General features: G+C 65.5%; 26 protein-coding genes. 14 read left to right on the top strand and 12 right to left on the bottom strand.

Going from position 1 to position 20,365, the window contains the following annotated elements; translation table 11 throughout:
• The first annotated feature begins 198 nt into the window (after positions 1-198).
• Positions 199-492 (top strand): hypothetical protein, encoded by a 294-nt coding sequence (locus EHH60_RS37765; RefSeq protein WP_199752271.1) that lies wholly within the window; start codon positions 199-201, stop codon positions 490-492.
• A 531-nt stretch (positions 493-1,023) separates the two neighbouring features.
• Here EHH60_RS37765 and EHH60_RS31185 read toward each other — a convergent pair.
• On the bottom strand, positions 1,024-1,281 hold the full coding sequence (locus EHH60_RS31185; protein ID WP_124163180.1) for a DUF2798 domain-containing protein: 258 nt from the start codon (positions 1,279-1,281) through the stop codon (positions 1,024-1,026).
• 382 nt (positions 1,282-1,663) lie between these two features.
• Here EHH60_RS31185 and EHH60_RS31180 point away from each other — a divergent pair, with 382 nt between their 5' ends.
• Positions 1,664-1,897 carry a DUF6894 family protein gene (locus tag EHH60_RS31180; protein ID WP_124163179.1) on the top strand — a complete coding sequence of 78 codons (234 nt, stop codon included), beginning with the start codon at positions 1,664-1,666 and terminating at the stop codon, positions 1,895-1,897.
• Positions 1,898-1,912: 15 nt separating this feature from the next.
• Here EHH60_RS31180 and EHH60_RS31175 read toward each other — a convergent pair whose 3' ends face one another.
• Both EHH60_RS31175 and EHH60_RS31170 read right to left on the bottom strand, forming a co-directional pair.
• Positions 1,913-2,167: a hypothetical protein gene (locus EHH60_RS31175; protein WP_124163178.1), complete on the bottom strand. Its 255-nt coding sequence runs from the start codon at positions 2,165-2,167 to the stop codon at positions 1,913-1,915.
• A 104-nt stretch (positions 2,168-2,271) separates the two neighbouring features.
• Positions 2,272-2,565, bottom strand: coding sequence for a hypothetical protein (locus EHH60_RS31170; protein WP_124163177.1), 294 nt, complete (start codon positions 2,563-2,565; stop codon positions 2,272-2,274).
• Between the two features lie 381 nt (positions 2,566-2,946).
• Here EHH60_RS31170 and EHH60_RS31160 point away from each other — a divergent pair, with 381 nt between their 5' ends.
• On the top strand, positions 2,947-3,411 hold the full coding sequence (locus EHH60_RS31160; protein WP_124163176.1) for a PaaI family thioesterase: 465 nt from the start codon (positions 2,947-2,949) through the stop codon (positions 3,409-3,411).
• 212 nt (positions 3,412-3,623) lie between these two features.
• Here EHH60_RS31160 and EHH60_RS31155 read toward each other — a convergent pair whose 3' ends face one another.
• Positions 3,624-3,848: a hypothetical protein gene (locus EHH60_RS31155; RefSeq protein WP_124163175.1), complete on the bottom strand. Its 225-nt coding sequence runs from the start codon at positions 3,846-3,848 to the stop codon at positions 3,624-3,626.
• A gap of 152 nt (positions 3,849-4,000) precedes the next feature.
• On the opposite strand from EHH60_RS31155, the gene EHH60_RS31150 reads away from it, so the two are divergent.
• Positions 4,001-4,405, top strand: coding sequence for a hypothetical protein (locus EHH60_RS31150; protein WP_124163174.1), 405 nt, complete (start codon positions 4,001-4,003; stop codon positions 4,403-4,405).
• Positions 4,406-4,508: 103 nt separating this feature from the next.
• Complete coding sequence (locus EHH60_RS31145; protein ID WP_124163173.1) at positions 4,509-4,841, top strand: hypothetical protein; 333 nt, start codon at positions 4,509-4,511, stop codon at positions 4,839-4,841.
• 75 nt (positions 4,842-4,916) lie between these two features.
• Here EHH60_RS31145 and EHH60_RS31140 read toward each other — a convergent pair whose 3' ends face one another.
• The 4 genes from EHH60_RS31140 to EHH60_RS31125 all read right to left on the bottom strand — a co-directional run bounded on the left by EHH60_RS31140 (position 4,917) and on the right by EHH60_RS31125 (position 9,915).
• Positions 4,917-5,273 carry a carboxymuconolactone decarboxylase family protein gene (locus EHH60_RS31140; RefSeq protein WP_124163172.1) on the bottom strand — a complete coding sequence of 119 codons (357 nt, stop codon included), beginning with the start codon at positions 5,271-5,273 and terminating at the stop codon, positions 4,917-4,919.
• A 10-nt stretch (positions 5,274-5,283) separates the two neighbouring features.
• Positions 5,284-8,508 (bottom strand): efflux RND transporter permease subunit, encoded by a 3,225-nt coding sequence (locus EHH60_RS31135; protein WP_124163171.1) that lies wholly within the window; start codon positions 8,506-8,508, stop codon positions 5,284-5,286.
• Positions 8,505-9,491 carry an efflux RND transporter periplasmic adaptor subunit gene (locus EHH60_RS31130; protein WP_245454633.1) on the bottom strand — a complete coding sequence of 329 codons (987 nt, stop codon included), beginning with the start codon at positions 9,489-9,491 and terminating at the stop codon, positions 8,505-8,507. Before EHH60_RS31130 ends, EHH60_RS31135 begins: the two co-directional genes overlap by 4 nt.
• A 115-nt stretch (positions 9,492-9,606) precedes the next feature.
• Positions 9,607-9,915, bottom strand: a complete 309-nt coding sequence (locus EHH60_RS31125) for an ArsR/SmtB family transcription factor (protein ID WP_245454632.1) — start codon at positions 9,913-9,915, stop codon at positions 9,607-9,609.
• A 115-nt stretch (positions 9,916-10,030) separates the two neighbouring features.
• On the opposite strand from EHH60_RS31125, the gene EHH60_RS31120 reads away from it, so the two are divergent.
• From EHH60_RS31120 to EHH60_RS31100, 5 genes are all read left to right on the top strand, one after another.
• Positions 10,031-11,317 (top strand): NAD(P)/FAD-dependent oxidoreductase, encoded by a 1,287-nt coding sequence (locus EHH60_RS31120; protein WP_124163168.1) that lies wholly within the window; start codon positions 10,031-10,033, stop codon positions 11,315-11,317.
• Positions 11,314-11,757, top strand: coding sequence for a thioredoxin TrxC (gene trxC, locus EHH60_RS31115; RefSeq protein WP_124163167.1), 444 nt, complete (start codon positions 11,314-11,316; stop codon positions 11,755-11,757). Before EHH60_RS31120 ends, trxC begins: the two co-directional genes overlap by 4 nt.
• 28 nt (positions 11,758-11,785) lie before the next feature.
• Positions 11,786-11,989, top strand: a complete 204-nt coding sequence (locus EHH60_RS31110; RefSeq protein WP_124163166.1) for a YgaP family membrane protein — start codon at positions 11,786-11,788, stop codon at positions 11,987-11,989.
• A gap of 36 nt (positions 11,990-12,025) precedes the next feature.
• On the top strand, positions 12,026-13,465 hold the full coding sequence (gene ccoG / locus EHH60_RS31105) for a cytochrome c oxidase accessory protein CcoG (protein WP_124163165.1): 1,440 nt from the start codon (positions 12,026-12,028) through the stop codon (positions 13,463-13,465).
• A gap of 155 nt (positions 13,466-13,620) precedes the next feature.
• Positions 13,621-14,790 carry a GNAT family N-acetyltransferase gene (locus tag EHH60_RS31100; protein ID WP_124163164.1) on the top strand — a complete coding sequence of 390 codons (1,170 nt, stop codon included), beginning with the start codon at positions 13,621-13,623 and terminating at the stop codon, positions 14,788-14,790.
• 6 nt (positions 14,791-14,796) lie between these two features.
• Here EHH60_RS31100 and EHH60_RS31095 read toward each other — a convergent pair whose 3' ends face one another.
• Entirely contained in the window at positions 14,797-15,462 is a 666-nt protein-coding gene (locus tag EHH60_RS31095) for a DsbA family oxidoreductase (protein ID WP_124163163.1), read from the bottom strand.
• A gap of 171 nt (positions 15,463-15,633) precedes the next feature.
• On the opposite strand from EHH60_RS31095, the gene EHH60_RS31090 reads away from it, so the two are divergent.
• The gene (locus EHH60_RS31090) at positions 15,634-16,434 is read left to right on the top strand and encodes a thioesterase family protein (RefSeq protein WP_124163162.1); all 801 of its coding nucleotides are present in this window, start codon (positions 15,634-15,636) and stop codon (positions 16,432-16,434) included.
• Here EHH60_RS31090 and EHH60_RS31085 read toward each other — a convergent pair.
• Entirely contained in the window at positions 16,422-17,246 is an 825-nt protein-coding gene (locus EHH60_RS31085) for a helix-turn-helix domain-containing protein (protein ID WP_124163161.1), read from the bottom strand. The two genes, EHH60_RS31090 and EHH60_RS31085, sit on opposite strands and share 13 nt — an antisense overlap.
• A 41-nt stretch (positions 17,247-17,287) precedes the next feature.
• On the bottom strand, positions 17,288-18,109 hold the full coding sequence (locus EHH60_RS31080; protein WP_124163160.1) for a helix-turn-helix domain-containing protein: 822 nt from the start codon (positions 18,107-18,109) through the stop codon (positions 17,288-17,290).
• 100 nt (positions 18,110-18,209) lie between these two features.
• Here EHH60_RS31080 and EHH60_RS31075 point away from each other — a divergent pair, with 100 nt between their 5' ends.
• Entirely contained in the window at positions 18,210-18,440 is a 231-nt protein-coding gene (locus EHH60_RS31075; protein WP_124163159.1) for a hypothetical protein, read from the top strand.
• A gap of 33 nt (positions 18,441-18,473) precedes the next feature.
• A complete protein-coding gene (locus tag EHH60_RS31070) occupies positions 18,474-18,872 on the top strand; it encodes a hypothetical protein (protein WP_124163158.1) in 399 nt (132 codons plus the stop codon).
• Positions 18,873-19,009: 137 nt separating this feature from the next.
• On the opposite strand, the gene EHH60_RS31065 is transcribed toward EHH60_RS31070, so the two are convergent.
• Positions 19,010-19,576, bottom strand: a complete 567-nt coding sequence (locus EHH60_RS31065; RefSeq protein ID WP_124163157.1) for an SET domain-containing protein — start codon at positions 19,574-19,576, stop codon at positions 19,010-19,012.
• Positions 19,577-19,741: 165 nt separating this feature from the next.
• Here EHH60_RS31065 and EHH60_RS31060 point away from each other — a divergent pair, with 165 nt between their 5' ends.
• Positions 19,742-20,347 carry a hypothetical protein gene (locus EHH60_RS31060; RefSeq protein ID WP_199752255.1) on the top strand — a complete coding sequence of 202 codons (606 nt, stop codon included), beginning with the start codon at positions 19,742-19,744 and terminating at the stop codon, positions 20,345-20,347.
• The last annotated feature ends 18 nt before the right edge of the window (positions 20,348-20,365 follow it).

Genomic DNA, 20,365 nt, shown 5'->3' with positions numbered 1-20,365 from the left:
TTGCCCTCATCTGCGACTCGACCGTGGGTTATCCGCATCCGCGCTAAAGCAGAGTCGATCTCGATTCGCCCATTTTGCTTGCGCGGGAAAACTGAACAGGCGCGGATCCGTTGATGGATCTCACGACTGGGTCAAATCCGCCCGGCTTCAACCACCGAAATAGCGGCCATGCGCCGTGTTGCTCTTCGAGAGCAAGGCTTGACCCGCATCAAGGGCGCGTGTCCGGTTCGCCGTCATGTTTCCGTAATCCTGCGGCACCGAACCTTTTCGGGGTCTCCGGCCTTCTGTGGGGATGGGACCGCAACTCTGGGGACCTCAGTCATGACGGAAAACGACACGCAACACCATGCGATCAGACGCAACCCGCTGCTGGAGGCAGCGCAGAAGGAGATGGTGAAGTTCGAGCGCAAGGAAAACGAGTTCCGCAAGAAAGACCGTGAAGAGCGCGCCGCCGAGCTCCGCCTGCCTCTCAACGAGATCAAAATCCACTAGGCCCCAGGACCAGCTTCGGCGTCGGCCAAGGCCGCTCTCGATGCGGCAGCGGGCGCCGGTCCCCCGGCCTTGGAGCGATCGCCTGTCGATCTCGATCCGGCATCGCGTGCCGGGCTGCATGGCCCTGCGCAGTCGCAAGGTATCTAAATACTACTCATAACTTGTTAACCGATAGACGAAATTCTGAAGCGACCTACTGTGCATGGGGTTGTTTTCGACTTTTTGAATGTCGAGGCGTGCCAGGTGCCATCCTCCGGATGGGGCACTGTCGCCGTTCCCGCACGCAACCCCTCTACAGCAGCGCCAGCAGCACCAGGCCAATCACCAGCACTACGAAGCCAGCCGCCGTCGCGGCGGCGAACGACCGCTCTACATTATCCATGATGCCACCCCGTTGTCGGCGAGCCACGTTTCCCCCATGGCCGCGCCGAACGGATAAAATCTTGCCGACGGGTGTGTCCGCAGTGGCGCGAACGGATGTCGAAATTGGGACGGGTGCGCGGTCAGTCTGCGGCCGTTCGAGCGCGAGCTTCAAGCCCGCCGGCCGACTCGCGGGTCGCTCTCCTCCCGAGTCAGGCGCAGCGAGAAGGCGCGGATCGCGGGCGCCGCCAGCAGCACGACAGGCAGCATCGCGCCCCAGGCGATCAGCCACGACACCATCCAGTGCCGAACGAACATCATCGGGCCGCCTGCGGGCAAGCTGGCAATTCCCGTTGCGACCAGCGAGGTCAGTCCGGACTGGATGATGCCGAAGACGAAATGGGAATAGCGGCGGGGAATGCCGAGCATGTTACGTCCATGGTTGCCTGCCTCGTCAGGCAAGCAAGGCACATGCCGTCACTTGGCCGGGATCTGGCAGCGTTGGCAGGAACCGCCGTGCATCCACGCCTTGACCCGTTGACCGGATGCAACCTGGACGGAGCGCCAGGAACTCTGTTCATGGTCGGAGAACCACGGAGTTCGAGCGGCCTTTCGCGGACCGGCAGCCGCGCATCGATCGTGCGCCGAAAACGAACGCGAAACTCGGCCTGAACCGGCCGCGCGCCAACAGTCCCGCGGTGCTTAGTCCGTAGCCGCCCGGGATTGATCTGACGGTGGTTTGGGATTGGACTGCGGGCGCGCCCAGGGCCTTGGGAGACGAGGCACCAATGCGCGCGATCGGTCCCCTGCCATGCCGCTCTATTTCTTTCGAATCCGCAACGGCCGCTATTCCGGCTGCGCCGACCAGGCGACGGAATTTGCCGATCGCGACGCAGCGTGGAAGGAGATGACCAGCGTCTGCGCCGCCATGACCGCCGGCATTGCCCGCAAGCTCCAGGAAAATTCCGAATGGCACATGGAGCTGCTCGACGAGGACAAGGAGCCGGTGTTCCGGATCCGCATCGTTGCCGAAACCCTCGACTAGCAAGGTTTTTTCGGATCAGTCCGCGCTGGGCAGCCGCCGCATGGTGAACTCGATGTCGCCGCCGGGCAGTTCGCGCCAGGTCTCGACGGCACTCATATAGCCGGCCTTGGGGTAGCGGGCGAAGAAGGCCTGCGCCCGTTCCCGCGCCGCCGCGCGCGGCAACGTGAAGGTCTCGCGCAGATAGCCGTCGCCGGCCGCCTGGCCCGGCTTGCCGGCCGCCTTGCGCCGGCGTGCCATCCGCTCGGCGAGATCCCGCGGACGATCGGCCATGTCTGCCCTCCTTGACGCGCTACGCTCAACCAAATGTAGGGCGCGGGCCGGATCAAGAGGAGTCCTGTCCGAAGGGCATCGTGCCGCCCCCGAGGGGCTTGCGGTCAGTTGGCGGCCGTGCCGCCCTTCGTCTTCTTCGGCGCGCTGGTTGCGGCCGCCTTCGGTGCCGCCGGCTGCTTCGGCGGGTCGGCGCGCATACCGCCCCAGGGATCGTTGGACACCTTGGAATCCGGAATCTTCTTCAGCGTTTCCTTGTAGGCCTTTTCACGCTCGGCTTCGGCAGCCTTCTCCTCCGGGGTCTTGCTCGGGGCATCCTGCAGCAGATTGAGATTGGGCATTTGCGCATAGGCCGGTCCCGCCAGCACGGCCAGCACCGCGGCCAAACGGAAAAGCTTCATCATCCACTCCTTGATCATCCATGGCGCGGATCGCCCGCTGCCCTGTCATCCTTGTCTCAGCCCGGTCGCAAGCTGGGGCCGCTCCAGGCCGCGCAGGTCCGCTAGAGCCGATCCGATCTGCACGATTTGGGGGCATGCAACCAGTCGTCCCAGATCGGGCCGCATTTGGTGCACCCGCTCAGCGCGAGACCGAGCGCGGCCATGCCAAAGATGAGGACACACCGACGCAACATCATCCACCCGTACCCAAGCGAGGCATCATACCGGGTCAAGTCGGGCAATTTCAAGCCGACGGGACCGGCGCAAGACCGGGTGACTTTGCCGCGCCGATGCGCGCACAATGAGGCGAAACATCCGGCAATAGAGGAGCGCGCCACAGCAATGCAAATGCAGCCAGAAGCCGAGTTCGGCCTCGCCGACGCCCGCCGCATCCTCGGGGAGGTTTTCGCGCCCTGGGTCCAGGATCTCAACCTCGCGGTCGAGCGTATCGAGCACGCGCAGCCGGCAGACGCACCGGACTGGCAGCCGGGCGCGATCCTGCGCATGCCGTTTTCGGAGCGACTGTGCCGGAACGGCGGCGTGGTCTGCGGCCAGGCCCTGATGGCGCTCGCCGACACCGCGATGGTGATCGCGATCCTCGCGGCCAATCGCGGCTACCGCCCCATGACCACGGTCGACCAGACCACGCATTTCATGCGCGCGGTCGCCTCGATGGACGTGCTGGCGGACGCGCGCGTGGTGCGGCTCGGGCGCACCATGAGCTTTGGCCGCGTCACGCTGCTTTCCGCCGCCGACAGCAGGCCGGTCGCGATGGTGTCGAGCGCGTTCGCGATGCTGCCGGGATGAAGCGCGCGTAACGCCATGAGAGAAAGGCTCGTCGGGCGTTCGCTGAGCGGCTCTCCGCTCCAACGTGGTCAACAAAGTCTGAAGTGCCGTGCAAGTAGCGCCAGTCATGCGCGACCAAGGCGACGGCGCCTCGCGGCTTGGCTGCGCTATAAGCAATGCAAGTGCGAGCCTGGCCGAAATCAAACCGGCATGTCCGCAAGATCAGCCTCACTTCATTTCGGCTTCTTGGCAGGTTCGCTCGGGCGGGCGCCGCCCCAGGGATCGTACTTGTCCTTGGGCTCGGGAATGCGCTCGAGCGCGGCCTTGTAGGCCTTCTCGTCGACCTTCGGCGTGTTGTCCGCCGGCTTGGGTCCGTCATTGGGCTGGCGCCGCCCCTGCGCCTGCGCCGAGGCCGCCGCCAGCGCCAGGACCGCGGCCGCTATGACCAAAATCCTCATCGATGCAATCCCCCTCGTGTGGGGTACAAACTAGCCGCCAATCGCGGAATAGCAACTGCCGCGAGTTCCAGGCCTTCAGCAAATCTTGATCGGCATGGTCTTCGTCGGATCGCATTCGTGCCTATCTGTTCGCCCGCAGGGGACCTTCACGGATGTTGCGGATCATTGCTCATGCAACGCTGCTCGGTGGCGCGCTTGCGCTCGGTGGCTGCGGCTTTGCCGATAGCCGCGCACCGGTGCCGGAGTTCATGCGCATGAAGGAGGCGGAACAACCGCCGCCCGAACCGCCTCCGGACGTCAAGCGCGTGGTGCGCGAGCAGATCGACGTCGTCTTTCTTTCAACGTCGTACCCGCGCGAGGTGCACGTCGCTCCGCCTCATCGTGAGGTGCGAGGACCGGGCTGGACGGCGTGCGTCCGCGCGCAGCTCACCTCCGCGACCGGCACGCCGCTCGGCGCTCAGACCTACATCGTGACCATCAACGGCGGGAAAGTCGTGGACCGCCGGCGGGCGGAAGCCGACGACATCTGTGGCACGGAGACTTTCGAGCGGATTTAGGAACCCGCCGCGACGATGCGGTTCCGGGAAAAACCAGCATCGCAGCCGGGAACGATCACCGCCTCCCCTTCTTGTTACCGCCGAGGGCAGTTTCGAGGAGGACATGATGAGGACGTTGACTATTGCGCTGTTGGCGGGCGTCGGTGCTTTGGCAGCCGCGTCGAGTGCGAAGGCTTCCGATATCTATACGAGCAGCGAGTACACCAATCCGGACCTCATTCAGCAGGTACGACTTGTCTGCGACGATTCCGGCCGCTGCTATCGCACACGGAGCGGTTCGCGTGTGATCGTACGCGATTCCTATAACTACATGCCGCGCGAACGCTATTACGAGCGCCGGACCTATCATCGCGATTGGGATGACGGTCCGCGCGCCGGCGTCGGCATTCGCGCGCCTGGCGTCAGCGTCGGCGTCGGTGTCGACGACCGCTGGTAATCGATCAAGAATGGGCGGGACCGGAGAAGACGTATCGCCCGGTCCCGTCCGCATAATCATGTCAGGCGACCGGCGCTATCCGGCGGTCGATTGCTGCTGGAACTGCTCATAGGCCGCGATCGCATCCGCCGCGTACATCAGCGACGGCCCGCCGCCCATGTAGACGGCCATGCCGAGCGTCTCCTCGATCTCCTGGCGCGTCGCGCCGAGCTTGACCAGCGCCTCGGTGTGGAAGCCGATGCAGCCGTCGCAATGCGCGGCGACGCCGAGCGCCAGCGCGATCAGCTCCTTCGTCTTCTTGTCCAGCGCGCCGTCGCGCGTGGCCGCCTGGGCGAGTACGGCAAATCCCTTCATGGTGTCGGGAATGTCGCTCCGCAGCTTCTTCAGGTTGGCCGAGATGTTCCTGGTGATGTCGACGTAGTTCTTGTCCATCGGTTCCTCGCTAGCTGGATCTGGCTGTGGTCGGAGCCTCTTCGCGCGGCGCGCGCAAGGCGATGTAGATCGCGGGAATCACCAGCACGGTCAGCAGCGTTGACGAGGCAAGCCCGAACAGGAGCGAGATCGCCAATCCCTGGAAGATCGGATCGAGCAGGATGGTTGCCGCGCCGATCATGGCCGCAAGCGCGGTGAGCAGGATCGGCTTGAAGCGGACGGCGCCGGCTTCCAACACAACGTCGCGCAGCGACTTGCCCTCGGCGCCGCTGTGCCGGATGAAGTCGACCAGCAGGATCGAATTGCGCACGATGATGCCGGCCAGGGCGATGAAACCGATCATCGAGGTCGCGGTGAACGGCGCACCCAGGAGCCAGTGCCCGATCAGGATGCCGATCAGCGTCAGCGGAATCGGCGTCAGGATCACGAGCGGCAGACGGAAGCTCCTGAACTGGGCGACGACCAACACGTAGATTCCGAGGATGGCTGCGCCGAAGGCCGCGCCCATGTCGCGGAAGGTCACCCAAGTGATTTCCCATTCGCCGTCCCACAAGAGCGTCGGACGCGACTCGTCCGACGGCTGGCCGTGCAGGCTGATCGCGGGCTTCGGCAAATTGCCCCAGTCATGGGCGTCGACACGATCGGCGACCGCAAGCATGCCGTAGAGCGGCGCCTCGAAGCGGCCGGCGAGTTCGGCCATCACCATGTCGGCGAAGCGGCCATCGCGGCGGAAGATCGTCGGCGAGCCCTCTTCCATGGTCGCCTTCACGACCTGGCCGAGCTCGACCACCGTCTTGCTGCCGGGCAGCGTATTGGCAGGCACCGGCGTCGAGGCCAGCGCCTCGTCCCAGACCAGGCCGCGCTTGGGTAGATGCACCGCGATCTCGATCGGGTTGCGGTCCTCGCCGCGATGCGAATAGCCGATCGAGGTGCCGCCGAACAGCGCCTGGATAGTGTCATAGACGTCGCGCTGCTCGACGCCGAAGAATTCGAGCCGGTCCTGATCGATCGAGAGCCGCAGCCGCGGCCGCTTCACGCCGATGGAATCGTCGACGTCGACGATGAACGGCACTTGGGCAAAGATCTTCTTCATCTCCGCGGTGACCGCGCGGCGCGTCGCGGCATCGGGGCCGTAGATCTCGGCCAGCAGCGTCGCCAACACCGGCGGCCCGGGCGGCACCTCGACCACCTTGATGCTCGTATTCTTGGGAATATCGAGCGCCTTCAACCGCTCGCGCAGCTCGAGCGCGATGTCGTGGCTCGCCCGCTTGCGTTCGCCGCGCGCGGCCAGATTGACCTGCAGCTCGCCCATTTCCGGCCTCTCGCGCAGGTAGTAGTGCCGCACAAGGCCGTTGAAATTGAACGGCGCCGGCGTGCCGGCATAGGATTGCAGCGAGGTCGCCTCCGGCAACTGCCGCGCAATCTCGGCCGCGCCGAACAGGGTACGCTCGGTCGCCTCCAGGCTCGCCCCTTCCGGCAGATCGACCACGACGGCGATCTCGGACTTGTTGTCGAACGGCAGCAGCTTGACGGTCACCGACTTGGTCGCAAACAGCGTCATCGACAGCAGCGTCGCGATGCCGACGCCGAGCAGAAAGATCCAGGCCGAGCGCTTGCTCCTGACGATCGGAGTGGCGAAGCGCCGGTAGATCCGGCCGAGCCGGCCTTCATCGTGCGCCGCATGAGCCGCCGCCATCTCGCCCTTCGGCGCCAGCTTGAGCATCAGCCAGGGCGCTACCACCATGGCGACGAAGAACGAGAACAGCATGGCGGCCGAGGCGTTCGCCGGAATCGGCGCCATGTAGGGGCCCATCAGGCCCGACACGAACAGCATCGGCAGCAGCGCCGCGACCACGGTCAAGGTCGCGACGATGGTGGGATTGCCGACCTCCGCCACCGCCTCGATGGTCGCCTGCAGGCGCGGCCGGCCATCGCGCATGCCCCAGTGCCGCGCGATGTTCTCGACCACGACGATGGCGTCGTCGACCAGGATGCCGATCGAGAAGATCAGCGCGAACAGGCTGACGCGATTGATGGTGTAGCCCATCAAATTGGCCGCAAACATCGTGAGCAGGATCGTCGTCGGGATCACGACGAAGGTCACCACCGCCTCGCGCCAGCCGATCGCAACCGCGATCAGCACGACGATCGAGATCGTCGCGAGACCGAGGTGAAACAGGAGCTCGTTGGCCTTCTCGTTGGCGGTCTCGCCATAGTCGCGCGTCACCGTCACCTGGATGTCGTCGGGGATAAGCCGCGCCTTCAATCCCTGCAGGCGATGATCGATGTCGGCCGAGACCACCACCGCGTTGGCGCCGGCGCGCTTGGCGAGTGCGAGGCTGACCGCGGGCACCCGCGACCATTGCCCCTTGGCATCGCGCGCATCATTCCAGACGCGGTGCTCGAGCGTATTCGGCCCGATGACGACGGAGGCCACGTCCTTGACGTAGACCGGCCGCCCGTCGCGGGTCGAGATCAGGAGGAGGCCGATGTCGGGGATGCCGGACAGCGTCTGGCCGGCCGCGACATTGCGCACGATACCGGCATCGCGGACCTGGCCCGCCAGGAACGAGCGGTTGGCATCCTTCACCTTGGCGACGAGCTGCTGCAGCGTGATGCCGAACAGCGACAGCTTTTCCGGATCGGGTTCGACCCGGATCTGCTGCGCCGCGCCGCCGGAAATGTAGGTCAGACCGATATTGTCGACCTTCATCAACTCCGAACGCAGCTTGTCCGCGAGCTCGAACAGATCCTTGTCGGTCCAGTGCCCGGCGGCCTCCGGCTTCGGCGACAGAGTCAAAACCGTCACCGCAACGTCATTGATGCCGCGGCCGACGATCGAAGGCTCAGGGATCCCGACCGGGATGCGATCGAGATTGGCGCGGATTTTCTCGTGGACGCGGAGAATCGCATCCTCCGCCTTCGTTCCGACCAGGAACCGCGCGGTGACCATCACGCGGTCATCCTCGGTCTGGCTGTAGACGTGCTCGATGCCGTCGATGCCCTTGACGATCGCTTCCAGCGGCTTGGTGACGAGCTCGACCGCGTCGGGTCCGCGCAAGCCATCGGCGTTGACGCGAATGTCGACCATCGGCACGCTGATCTGCGGCTCCTCCTCGCGCGGAATCACGACGACAGCGATGAGGCCGACCACGAGCGATGCAAGCAGGAACAATGGCGTCAGTGGCGACCCGATCGTCGCCTTGGTCAGCCGGCCTGAGAGTCCGAGATTCACGGCCGCACCAACTGGTCGCCGGTACGGATGCCGGACAGGATTTCAAGTCCATCGGGAAGAGCGGGCGTCGGCAACTCGCGGCCGCGCTGTACCGGCACGTCGACAACTTCGCCGGGCTTTTGAAGCTGGACATAGTCGATGCCGAACCGGGTCTTCACGTAGCCTGCCGGAATCACGAAAGCCGACCGCCTGCCGCCGGAGATCCACACCCGCAGCCGATCGCCGACGAAATATTCGCCGAGCCCCTCGACGGTCGCGTCCGCAATGACGCGCCCCTCCTCGATCTGCGGATAGACGAGATCGATGACGCCCCATCTGGCGGCTTCGCCGCCAAGCTCCGCACCATCGACGCGCACCTTGTCGCCGGCCTTGAGAGAGCGCGCGTGGCGCTCGGGCACTCTCAGCCGCAGCTTGAAATTCTGCTGCGCGACGGTGACGATGGGATCGCCCGCGAGCACGACGGAACCAACCGTGATGAGCCTCTTCAGCACACGTCCCCCTGCCGGTGCCAGCACCTGCCCCTGGTTGAGCTGCTCGTTGATGACGGCACGCTCCGCGGTCTTGGCGCGCAGGCCGTTCTCCGCCACGTTCAGCGCCGTCCTCTGCTCGTCGAGCTTGACGCGCGGCAGAATGCCACGCTCGACCAACCCCTCGATGCGCGTGAAATCGATTTGCGCCTGGCTGGCCTGCGCCTGCAGCGCCTCGATCTGCGCATCCAGCGACTTCATCTGCAGGCCGAGCTTCTCATCGCCGATCGCGGCAATCGCCTGACCGGCGGTGACGCGGTCCCCTTCCCTGACCTGGAGCTGGACCACGGTCCCGCCGATGCGCCCGCGCGCGGGCACGACGCTGATGCTTTCCACCGTGGCAAAGACGGCCTTTTCGTCGGCCACCGGATGCTGCGCCACAGTGAGCGTCTCTGCGCGCGCAACGCCTGCACACAGGCCGGCGACCAAGACAACAAAAATTCCTTTGAGCCGCATAGGGCGCATTCGTGTCAGCATGAACCATCACACCGCGCTCGCGGGTGTCCTCTGTAGTTGATCGGCATCCTCGAAGCGGACGTTGATCTCGCTCAACGCGCCACGCTCCGGGCGCTCATAAAGTACGCTTCGTCCTTGCGGATTCCGGCGCGCAGAACGCCTGATAGAGCGTCTTCAGCACCTCGCGCGCCGGCTCGCTCGCAATCGAATAGAAGATCGTCTGCGCCTCCCGCCGGGCCGACACCAATCCATCCTTGCGAAGGAGCGCAAGATGTTGGGAAACCGTGGAGTCCCGGAGGTTCAGGAACTCGGCGAGTTCGCCGACCGACCGCTCGCCGTCGATCAACTGGCAGATGATCAGCAGGCGGTGCCGGTTGGCGAGTGCCTTCAGCAGCTCGCTCGCCCGATCCGCCGCCCGCTCCATGACTTCAGCATTAACCTTCATACTTGCGTATATACGAAATTACGAATATATAGTCAAGCGCCGTACGACAGTCGGGGATGAACCGGCGGAGCGGTGAACCCCAACGGAGGAACCCATGGCGGAAGTCGTCGTAATCGGAGCTGGTCTAAGCGGAACACTGATGGCCTATGAATTGCTGCCGCAGCTGAGAAAGGAGGATCGCCTCAGCGTCGTCTCGCAAGGCGCCGTCTATCATTTCGTCCCATCCAATCCTTGGGTCGCAGTCGGCTGGCGCAAGCGCGAGGAGATCGAGATCGATCTCGCAGACGTCATGAAACGCAAGGGCGTGCGACTGCTGACGCAGGGCGCAACGCGCGTCCACCCGCCCGAGAGCCGTGTCGAGCTCGGCGACGGGACGTCGATCGACTATGATTACCTGGTCGTCGCAACCGGTCCCGAACTGGCGTTCGACGAGATTCCGGGTCTCGGGCCGCAAGGCCATACCCAGTCGATCTGCCACGTCGATCATGCCGCAAATGCCCGTGAAGCCTTCGAGAAGCTCGCGGCGAATCCGGGTCCGGTGGTCATCGGCGCGGTGCAGGGCGCCTCCTGTTTTGGGCCGGCCTACGAATTCCTCTTCATCCTGGAAACGGAGCTGCGCCGGCGAAAGCTGCGCGACCGGGTCCCGATGACGTTCGTCACCTCGGAGCCCTATATCGGCCATCTCGGTCTCGATGGCGTCGGGGACACCAAGGGCCTTCTGGAAAGCGAGATGCGCGAGAAGCACATCAAGTGGATCACCAATGCACGCGTCGATAACGTCGGCCCCGGCTTGATGTCGGTAGAGGAGTTCGGCGACGACGGCACGTCTCGCAAGGCCCACGAGCTGCCATTCGCCTATTCGATGATGCTGCCCGCCTTTCGCGGCGTCGAGGCGGTGCGCGGCATCGATAAACTGACCAACCCGCGCGGCTTCGTCGTCGTCGACAAGCACCAGCAGAATCCAACTTTCCCCAATGTCTTCGCGGTCGGCGTATGCGTCGCGATCGCGCCGGTCGGCGCGACACCTGTGCCGGTCGGCGTCCCCAAGACCGGATTCATGATCGAATCCATGGTGACGGCGACGGCGATGAACATCGGTGCCCTGCTCCGCGGCAAGGCGCCCACGGCACAGCCGACCTGGAACGCAATCTGCCTCGCCGATTTCGGCGACTCCGGTGTTGCCTTCCTGGCGCAGCCGCAAATCCCGCCGCGAAACGTCAATTGGTCCTCCAAGGGCGAATGGGTGCATCTCGCCAAGGTCGCCTTCGAGAAATACTTCCTGCGCAAGATGCGGCGCGGCGAGAGCGAGCCGTTCTATGAGCGTTTCCTGCTCGACCGGCTGAACATCGCCAAGATCAAGGAGGTCCGAACCGGCACATGAGCACGACACGCCAGATCGTCTGCGGACATTGCGGGCGCATCAATCGCCTGCCTGCCGAACGCGCCGCGCAAGGCGCGCGTTGTGGCGCCTGTCACCAGCCGATGTTCACCGCTCATCCGATCGAGGTGGACGAGGAGGCCTTCAGCCGCCATGTCGCGAGCAGCGACATTCCCGTGCTGGTCGACGTCTGGGCACCGTGGTGCGGCCCGTGCCGCGCCATGGCGCCGATGTTCGAGCGCGCCGCGCAGCAGCTGGAGCCGAACGTTCGGCTGTTGAAGCTCAACTCGGACAACGCACCTGCACTGTCGTCGCGCCTCAACATCAGCGGCATTCCCACGCTGCTGCTGATGCGCGGCGGTCGCGAGATCGCCCGCCATTCCGGTGCGATGGATGCACGCAGCATCGTCGCCTGGACCGAGGCCAACCTCACCCGTTCGTAACGTTCCGCACCTGGAAAAGGAGCCTACCATGAATGTCGACAAAGCCGTTCTCGCGTTTGCGGGATTCGTCGTCCTGCTCGGTCTCGCACTGGGCACCTATGTGAATGCGTATTGGTACCTGCTGACGGCATTTGCCGGGCTGAACATGTTGCAGGCCTCGTTCACCGGCTTCTGCCCGGCGGCGATCGTGTTCAGGAAGCTGGGCCTGAGCAGCGGCTGCGCGTTCACCTGAACGCGCAATCCAGCCTGTGATGCGGGGGAATTTGCCATGACCGACGACACCTTCATCGAGGGACCGCTCTACGAGAAGCGGAGGAAGGTCTATCCGCAGTCGGTCCACGGCCCCTTCCGCCGCATCAAATGGGCGATCCTCTGCGTCACGCTCGGGACCTATTATCTGTTGCCGTTCGTGCGCTGGAATCGCGGACCCGGCCTGCCCGACCAGGCCGTGCTGATCGACCTGCCGCACCGCCGCTTCTACTTCTTCTTCATCGAGCTGTGGCCGCAGGAAGTCTACTACTTCACCGGCTTGCTGATCATCGCGGCCATGACGCTGTTCCTGATGAATGCGGTGGCGGGGCGGCTGTGGTGCGGCTACATGTGTCCGCAGACCGTGTGGACCGACCTGTTCTATGCGGTCGAGCGCTGGGTCGAAGGCGACCGGCGCGAGCGCATGCAGGGCGACAAGAACTACTGGACGTTCGGTCACATCCGAAAGGTCGCACTCAAGCATTTCCTCTGGATCATGATCGCATGGTGGACCGGCGGTGCCTGGGTGCTCTATTTCGCCGACGCACCGACGCTGGTGAAGGAACTCGCGACCTTCCAGGCCCCGCTTCTCGCCTATATCTGGATCGGCATCCTGACCGCCACGACCTATCTATTCGCCGGTCATGCCCGCGAGCAGATGTGCATCTACATGTGTCCGTGGCCGCGGATCCAGGCGGCTCTCACCGACGAATGGGCGCTCAACGTCACCTATCGCCGCGACCGCGGCGAGCCGCGCATGTCGGTGAAGAAGGCGGATGCCGCGCGCGCCCATGGTGATCTCGCCGGCGACTGCGTCGACTGCCATCAATGCATCAATGTCTGTCCGACCGGCGTCGATATCCGCAACGGCATCCAGCTCGGCTGCATCCAGTGCGGCCTGTGCATCGATGCCTGCGACAACGTCATGCGCGAGATCGGCCGGCCCGCGGGCCTGATCGGCTACGACACCGACATCAACATGCAGCGCCGGCGCGAAGGCAAGCCACCGATCTACCGCATCATCCGTCCGCGCACGCTGATCTATGCCGCTTCCATCACCGTCGTCGGCAGCATCATGCTGTACACCCTCGCGACGCGCGCGACGATGGACGTCAACGTGCTGCACGAGCGCAATCCCGTTTTCGTCCAGCTCTCGGATGGCGGTGTGCGCAACGACTACACCGTGCGCATCCTCAACAAGGGCGCACAACGATCGTTTGCCCTCGATATCTCCGGATTGCCCGGCGCGACCATTCGCGCCGCCGGTACCGAGGTCGGCTCGGACGGCAAGCCGGTCGTCGAGGTCGGTCAGGATCAGACCCGGGAGGTGCGCTTGTCCGTACAGGTCGGTCCGGCACATCTGCCACGCACGTCACGGGACATCGACATCGCGATCACGGATATCACCGGCGGCGGACGGGCAAGCGCCCGCGACCATTTCGTCCCGGGTGACCAGTGAGAGGCCACCGAGCTCCGGCGGACGGCCGCCGGATGCTCAACGAGACGTTAACACGACCGCTCGAATTGAAGCAGCATCCCAACGGTATTTTTCCGATCTTTGCGCTAAGCATCGCCGTAGCGCGGCCTAGGCTCGCGTGAACGGGGAAATGGGACGTGGTCGACATCGCGCAGCAGGCGGCGATCAATCCGGCATCCGCAAGGGACGCCGCGACGGCGCGCGCACACGTTGCCCTCACCTCAATCGACCCCGGCCAGTGGCGCGCGCTCGCGCAGCGCGCGGTCGAGCCGAACGGATATTATCTGCCCGCCTGGGAGCTGGCTGTCAGTGCGACCGCCCGCGGGCGCAGCAATGCCTCGGCGCTGCCGGCATTCGACGCATCGTCGACGCGGCTGATCGGGCTGATGCCGGTGATCTCGCTCTGGCGCGCCTGGAAGATCCCCCTGCCCGCGCTGGTGAGCGCGCATCCCTACGGCACGCTGTGCAGCCCGCTGATCGACCGCGATGCGCCGATCGAGGCCGCCACGCGCCTGTTGCAGCGGGCGCGCGAAGCCGGCGCGCATGCGCTCGTGCTGACCGACGTCGCCCTCGACGGCGCTGCGATGGACGTGCTCAGGCAGGTTCTGGGCCGCGCCGGCCTGAAGCCGCGAATCCTCTCCTCCTACATCCGCGCCAGCCTCGACGCGATACAGGATGGCGAAACGCTGTTGCGCGACGCGCTTGGCGCCAAGAAGCTCAAGGAGCTGCGGCGCCAGCGCCATCGCCTGGAGGAGCATGGGCCCGTCGTATTCGAGGTCGCGCGCAAGCCCGACGAGATCGGGCCGGCGCTCGAGACATTCCTGCGGCTTGAAGCCGGCGGCTGGAAGGGCAAGCGCGGCACCGCGCTGGTCCAGCATGCGGGCGATGCGACCTTCATCCGTCGCGCCGTACCGGCGCTGGCCGAGACCGCGCAATGCGAGATCATCACGCTTCGCGCCGGCGCGACGCCGATTGGCGCCGGCATCGTGCTGCGCCATCAGGACCGCGCCTTCTTCTTCAAGCTCGGCGTCGACGAGCGCTTTGCAAGATATTCGCCGGGCGTGCAGCTCACGCTCGATCTCACCCGCCACCTCTGCGCCGATCCCGCCATCGCCAGCGCGGATTCCACCGCGAGCGCCGACCACCCCATGATCAACCCGATCTGGCGGGGGCGCTTTGCGATCGGCGATGTGCTGATCCCGCTCCGGCGCAACGATCCGATAGTGGCGCTCGTTCACGGCGCGCTGGTCGGTCTCAACGCCGCGCACGAGGCCGCGCGAGGCGTGGTTCGCCGGCTCCGCAAATGAGCGACGCTACTCCGCCGCCTGCGCATTGATCTCCACCGAGACCTGGCGGATGGCGCGGGCGAGCAGGTTCGGATCCTGCGCGCCGGAGACGGCGTATTTTTGCGCGAAGACATAGGTCGGCACGCCGGAGATGCCCTTGTCGGCGGCTTCCTGCGCGTCCGCCGAGACGCGCGCGACGTCCTCGTCGGTGGCAAGGCGCTTGCGCACGTCGTCGGCGTCGAGGCCGATGTCGGCGGCCGCCTGCACCAGCACGTTCACATCGGTGAGATCGCCGCCGTCGCGGAAGTACAGCTCCATCAGGCGCTGCTTCATCTCGGGCGCCTTGCCGATCGCGTCCGCCCACAGGATCAGGCGGTGGCAGTCGGTCGTGTTGGGCTGGCGCGCCACCAACTCGGGCTTGTACACGAGCCCCTCCTCGCTCGCGGCCGCGACGACGCGACCGGCAATACCCTTGTACGCCTCGACCGAGCCGAACTTCTGGGTGAGATAGGCCTCGCGGCTGATGCCCTCGCGCGGCACCCAGGGATTGAGGAAGAAGGGACGGAAGTTGAGCTTGACGGGAACGTCGGGCACCAGCGCCAGCGCGCTCTCGATGCGGTGCTTGCCGATATAGCACCAGGGGCACACCACATCGGAGACGACGTCGATCTGGAGCGGTTTCACCGTGCTCATGTCAGGCGCCTCCTTCGGGCACTTCGAGGGTCCGCCCGAACATAGGCCGAACCGGGGGCGGCGCAAGGCACCCGTCCCGCATGGCTCACGACTTCACCTCTGCGGTTATTGTGACCGGATCTCCCCGCCCCAATAGTTGCGGCCACGATCAAGCCCAAACGGGAGACCGCGATGACCGCCATTTTCAAGCCGAAAGGCGATCTGTTCCGGGCCACCGAGCATGCCGGCGGGCCGTGGTCGCCGGACATGCTGCAGGGAAGCGCCACCACCGCACTGATGACCCGCGAGGTCGAGCGCCTCGCCGCCAAATCCGGCTTTGCGGTGCGGCGCCTGACCTTCGATCTCTGGCGGCCGGCGGGCCTGCGCCTGTTCGGGACCATTAGCGAGCTGCTTCGCGACGGTCGCAAGGCCAAGACCTTGCAGGTGCGGCTGATGGACGGCGAGGCCGAGATCGGCCGCTGCACGGCGCTGCTGACGGCGCCGAGCGGGGAGTCGCCCGTCGATCCTTTCGCGAGGCCCGTGACCCTCGACAGGGGTCCTGAAGCGGGCGCCCCGCCGCCGGCCTTCGCGCAGAAATGGAGCCGCTATTTCCAGAACGTGTCGGTGCGCCTCATCGAAGGTGCGCTTGAGAAGCCGGGCCCGGCGGCAGCCTGGATGCGGCTCGATGCGCCGCTGGTCGAGGGCGAGCCGAACACGCCGCTGCTCCAGGCGGTGCAGGCGGCCGACTTCTCCAGCGGCGTCGCGCAGATCGTCGACATGCGCAGCTGGACCTTCATCAACCCGGAGATCAGCCTCTACCTCTTCCGTCCGCCCGAGGGCGAATGGATCCTGATCCGCGCCGCCACGCGCGTCGGCGCCAATGGCGCGGGCCTCACCACGGCGACACTGAGTGATCGCAACGGTCCGTTCGCGGAGGTGATGCAGGCGATGAGCTTCGAGCGGCGCGAGGCCGTGCAGGCTCAGGCGTCCTGAGCAGCAAGCGCGACCAGGGCGGCCTCGGACGCGGCATCAACAGGCATGAACATCTCGACGCGGAGCTCCTGCAGCGTCACGTCCTGCGGCGTGCCGAGCGTCAGCACCGCACCGATCAGGCCGATGCCGACATCGCCCTTGCGCAGCCGCACCTCGCACAGCGGCCCCGGCACGGCATTGTCCTCGATCGCCGTCGCCGGAAGCTCCGGCAAGCGCATCAATTCGCGCCAGGTCGATTGCAGGGCTTCATCGAGGGGCGCGGCCATTGCCTCATGCCGCGCCCGCGCCAGCAGCGCGGCTGCAACAATCGGCCAGTTCTCGACGAACGGCTTGAGCTCCTCGGGAGCGAGGAACATGCGCATGTGGTTGAGCGGCCGCTGCATGCGCGTAGGGCCAAGCAGCATGGTCATCAGGCGCGAGGCGGCGCGATTGGCCTGCATCACGTTCCAGCGCCGGTCGGTGACGATCGCCGGGAACGGCTCGTGACGGAGAAGCAGAAGATCGATGGCACGCCGCGCCTCGCCAAGCTCCAGCGCCGACAGATCGCGCTCGCCATATTGCCGCGCAAAGCCGCCGGCCTCGAGCAGCGCGTTGCGGTCGCGCAGCGACAGATCGAGCGCGGATGCGAGTTGCAGCAGGATGTCGCGGCTTGCGGCCGCCTTGCCGGTCTCGACATAGCTCAGATGCTTGATGGAGATGCCGGCCTCGAACGCCAGCTCGGCCTGGCTCCACGCGCGGCGGGTGCGCCAGCCGCGCAGCAGGTCGCCGACAGGGTTGGCCGGCCGCAGTCGCCGGAACGCGCGTGTGTCCATTCCAGGGATTATGCGGGGGCTGCGGCTGTCTGTAAACGCCGCTACGGCAGACCGGCCGACATCTGCCTGAGCCGTTCGGCGGTGCGCTCGTCCGCCGGGAAGAAGGTCTCCAGCGCCAGCTCCGACAGGGTGATATCGACGGGCGTACCGAACACCATGGTGGTGGAGAAGAAGCTCAGGATCTCACCCTCATGGCGCAGCTTGAAGGGGATGGCGACGTTGTCACTCGACAGCCGCCCTGCGCGCGCCGGGATCGGGTAGCTCTTGAGATCGCCATAGAGCTTGATCAATTCGGGATCGGCCGTCGCCTCGCATTGCCGGTGCAGCCGCTCCAGCAGGTGCCCGCACCATTCCGCGAGATTGACGGTGCGCGGCGCCAGCGCCTCGGGATGGAAGGCGAGCCGCAACACGTTGACGGGCTGGCCGAGCAGATGCTGAGGGATGCCATCGAGCAGCGGCGCCACCATGCGGTTGGCGGAGACCAGGTTCCAGTGCCTGTCGACCGCAAGCGCCGGATTGGGTTCATGCGCCTTAAGGACGAGGTCGATCGCCCGGCGGGCTGATTTCAAGGCAGGATCCTCCAGCGGGCGCTGCGGGAACGCCGGCGCGAAACCGGCGGCAACCAGCAACACGTTGCGTTCGCGCAAGGGCACGTCGAGGCGCTCGGCGAGCCTCAGCACCATGTCGCGCGAAGGCGCCGCACGGCCGGTCTCGACGAAGCTCAGATGCCGCGCCGAGATCTCGGCTTCGCCCGCGAGATCGAGCTGGCTCATGCGGCGGCGCTGCCGCCATTCACGCAAATGGTCGCCGATATGGACCGGCTGGCTGCGTTCGGTACGTGCCGTGGAAGCATGTGCGTTCATGGCCGAAAACCTAGCATGCGGATTTCGGCCCTTCCATTACCCGCGAGGTAATCGAATTGGGGCGCGGCCGCGCGCATCTTGCTCGCAACAGGAGATGACCATGATCGCACTGCTGCTCTACCGGACCGTTGCAGACCACGTCCTGCCATGGGCCATGGCATTCGCGACCCGGATGCTGGCGCGCAGCCTCAACATGCCGGAGCCGCTGGTGCATTCGACCGGCGACTATGTCGTCGCCCGGGTCATCGCCTTCGAGCACGGCGTCGGCAGGAGCCTCTGCCCGTTCCGTCTCGCCCGTCTGCTCCGCGCCTGGTGGCGCGGTCGGCGCTAAAGTTCCACCCCGGTCCAACCAAGGAGACCTGAGATGATCGATGCATCCACCTTCCTGCGCCGCGCCCTCTTCGCCGACGCCGTCTTCAGCGGCGTCGCCGCACTCGGCTTCACCATCGGCGCGAGCGCGTTCGCAGCGCTGTTCAACCTGCCCGACGCATTGCTGCGCGAGACCGGCCTGTTCCTGATCGCCTACACCGCCCTGGTCGGCTGGCTCGCTTCGCGGGCAACGATGGCGAAACCGCTCGTCCTGCTGGTCGTGATCGGCAATGCGGCCTGGACCGTCGGCAGCATCGCGCTGCTGCTCTCGGGTGCGGTGTCGCCGAACCTCGCCGGCGAACTCATGGTCGTCGCGCAAGCGATCGCCACCGGCGTGTTCGCCGAGCTGCAATATGTGGGATTGCGGAAGAGCGCGAGCGTGGTGGCAGCGTGAGGCCGCACCACGTACATCGTCGCCCGGCTCGGCCGGGCGACGACAACATTCAGACAATCAACCTATGCGGACAAGCTGCGGCGTGCACGATGGTTCGGTCCCGGCTCCGTGACACCTGAGCAGGAAGCTTGGGCGTGTTATGCCCTTTCGCGACCGACCTTGCCGGCGAAGTGCTTGCCGTTCAGCTTCTTCTTTTTCGCCGTCGCGCTCTTCGCATCCGCTTTCTTGGCCTTGCGCTCGGCCCGCGCCTTCACCTTGGCGCGTTCGGCCCGCGCCTCGGCGCGCAGCTTCTTGCGCTTCCTCTCACAGGAGTCGCACTTGCAGCCGATCGGCTTCAGATAGGCTTTGAAATAGTCGGTGCCGTAATCGTAGTTGATCTCGTCACCCGGCTCGATGTTCTTGATGGCACGGATATAGACCTTGCGCTCGCGCGGCCGGACGTCGGATTCGGCGTTGGGCCGGCAGGAATGGTTGATATAGCGGGCGAGGTTCTTGCGCACCGAGCCGTCGATGGTCCAGCGCCCGTTGAGTTCGAACAGATATTTGTTCTCGATCTCGTCATGCTCGGGGATCCTGGAATCCAGGATCGGTCCGAAATAGCGGATGATCCGGGTACCCTTCTTGATCGGTTTGGTGGCGAAGAGGCCGAGTCCGGTCTTGGAACGGCCGACGCGATAGGGTTTGTTCGAGGATGTGGCTGGCATGATCAAGGAAACGAGGAACGCGAACGAGGCCGGATCGGCCTAAAGCGAAGCCGCTCTTCTAGAACGATTCCGCGCCGCTGTCAGGTATATCCCGCCCCTGTTTGAACCTTGCCCACAATCAAGACGTCTGATGGTACGGAGTTCCAGCTGCCTCGAAGTGTCATCATGATCCGTATGACCGCCCCATCGCTCACCGCGCTGCTGATCTGCGCCGGCCTCGGCTGCGCCGACGCCCAATCCGTGAGCAGCACCTACACCTCGACGGCGCCGAAGGACTGCCGTCAGATCGGCAAGCCCAGCGCCCTCGACGGCAGCACCACGCGGCTATGTCGGGGCAAGGACGGGCTCGTGGTGCTGATCGCCGAGGACGATCTGCGCGAGATCGTCTCTGTCGGCCGCAATCGCAAGCAAGCGGCGGAGGAACCGGCAGCCAACGTCTGGTTCGCGCCGTTCAATTCATCGGAGAGCATCATCGAATGGCGCGCTGCCGGCGCAAAGCCATTTGCGATCATCCAGCGCTGGCACATCGCGGACAACACCGATCCTGACATGCAGGGACGGCCGAACACCAAGGCCGTGCTGGTCGTGACCCGGCTGCCGCCGGGCCCGGCCTGCCACGTCGCCTATGTCGACGCGATCGCCAACCCGAACGCCAACGAGCTCGCGCGCAAGGCCGCGGACGATTTCGCCCGCGGTTTCACGTGCGGCAAGGACAAGGTCAAGATCATCGGCGCGCCGGGCCGCGCCGTCGAACTGGCCACGATGCGGTAAGCCTTGGCGGGCGCAAAC

The organism is Bradyrhizobium sp. RP6 (assembly GCF_003837805.1).
Lineage (GTDB): Bacteria > Pseudomonadota > Alphaproteobacteria > Rhizobiales > Xanthobacteraceae > Bradyrhizobium.
This window is presented reverse-complemented; position numbering and strand designations above follow the sequence as displayed.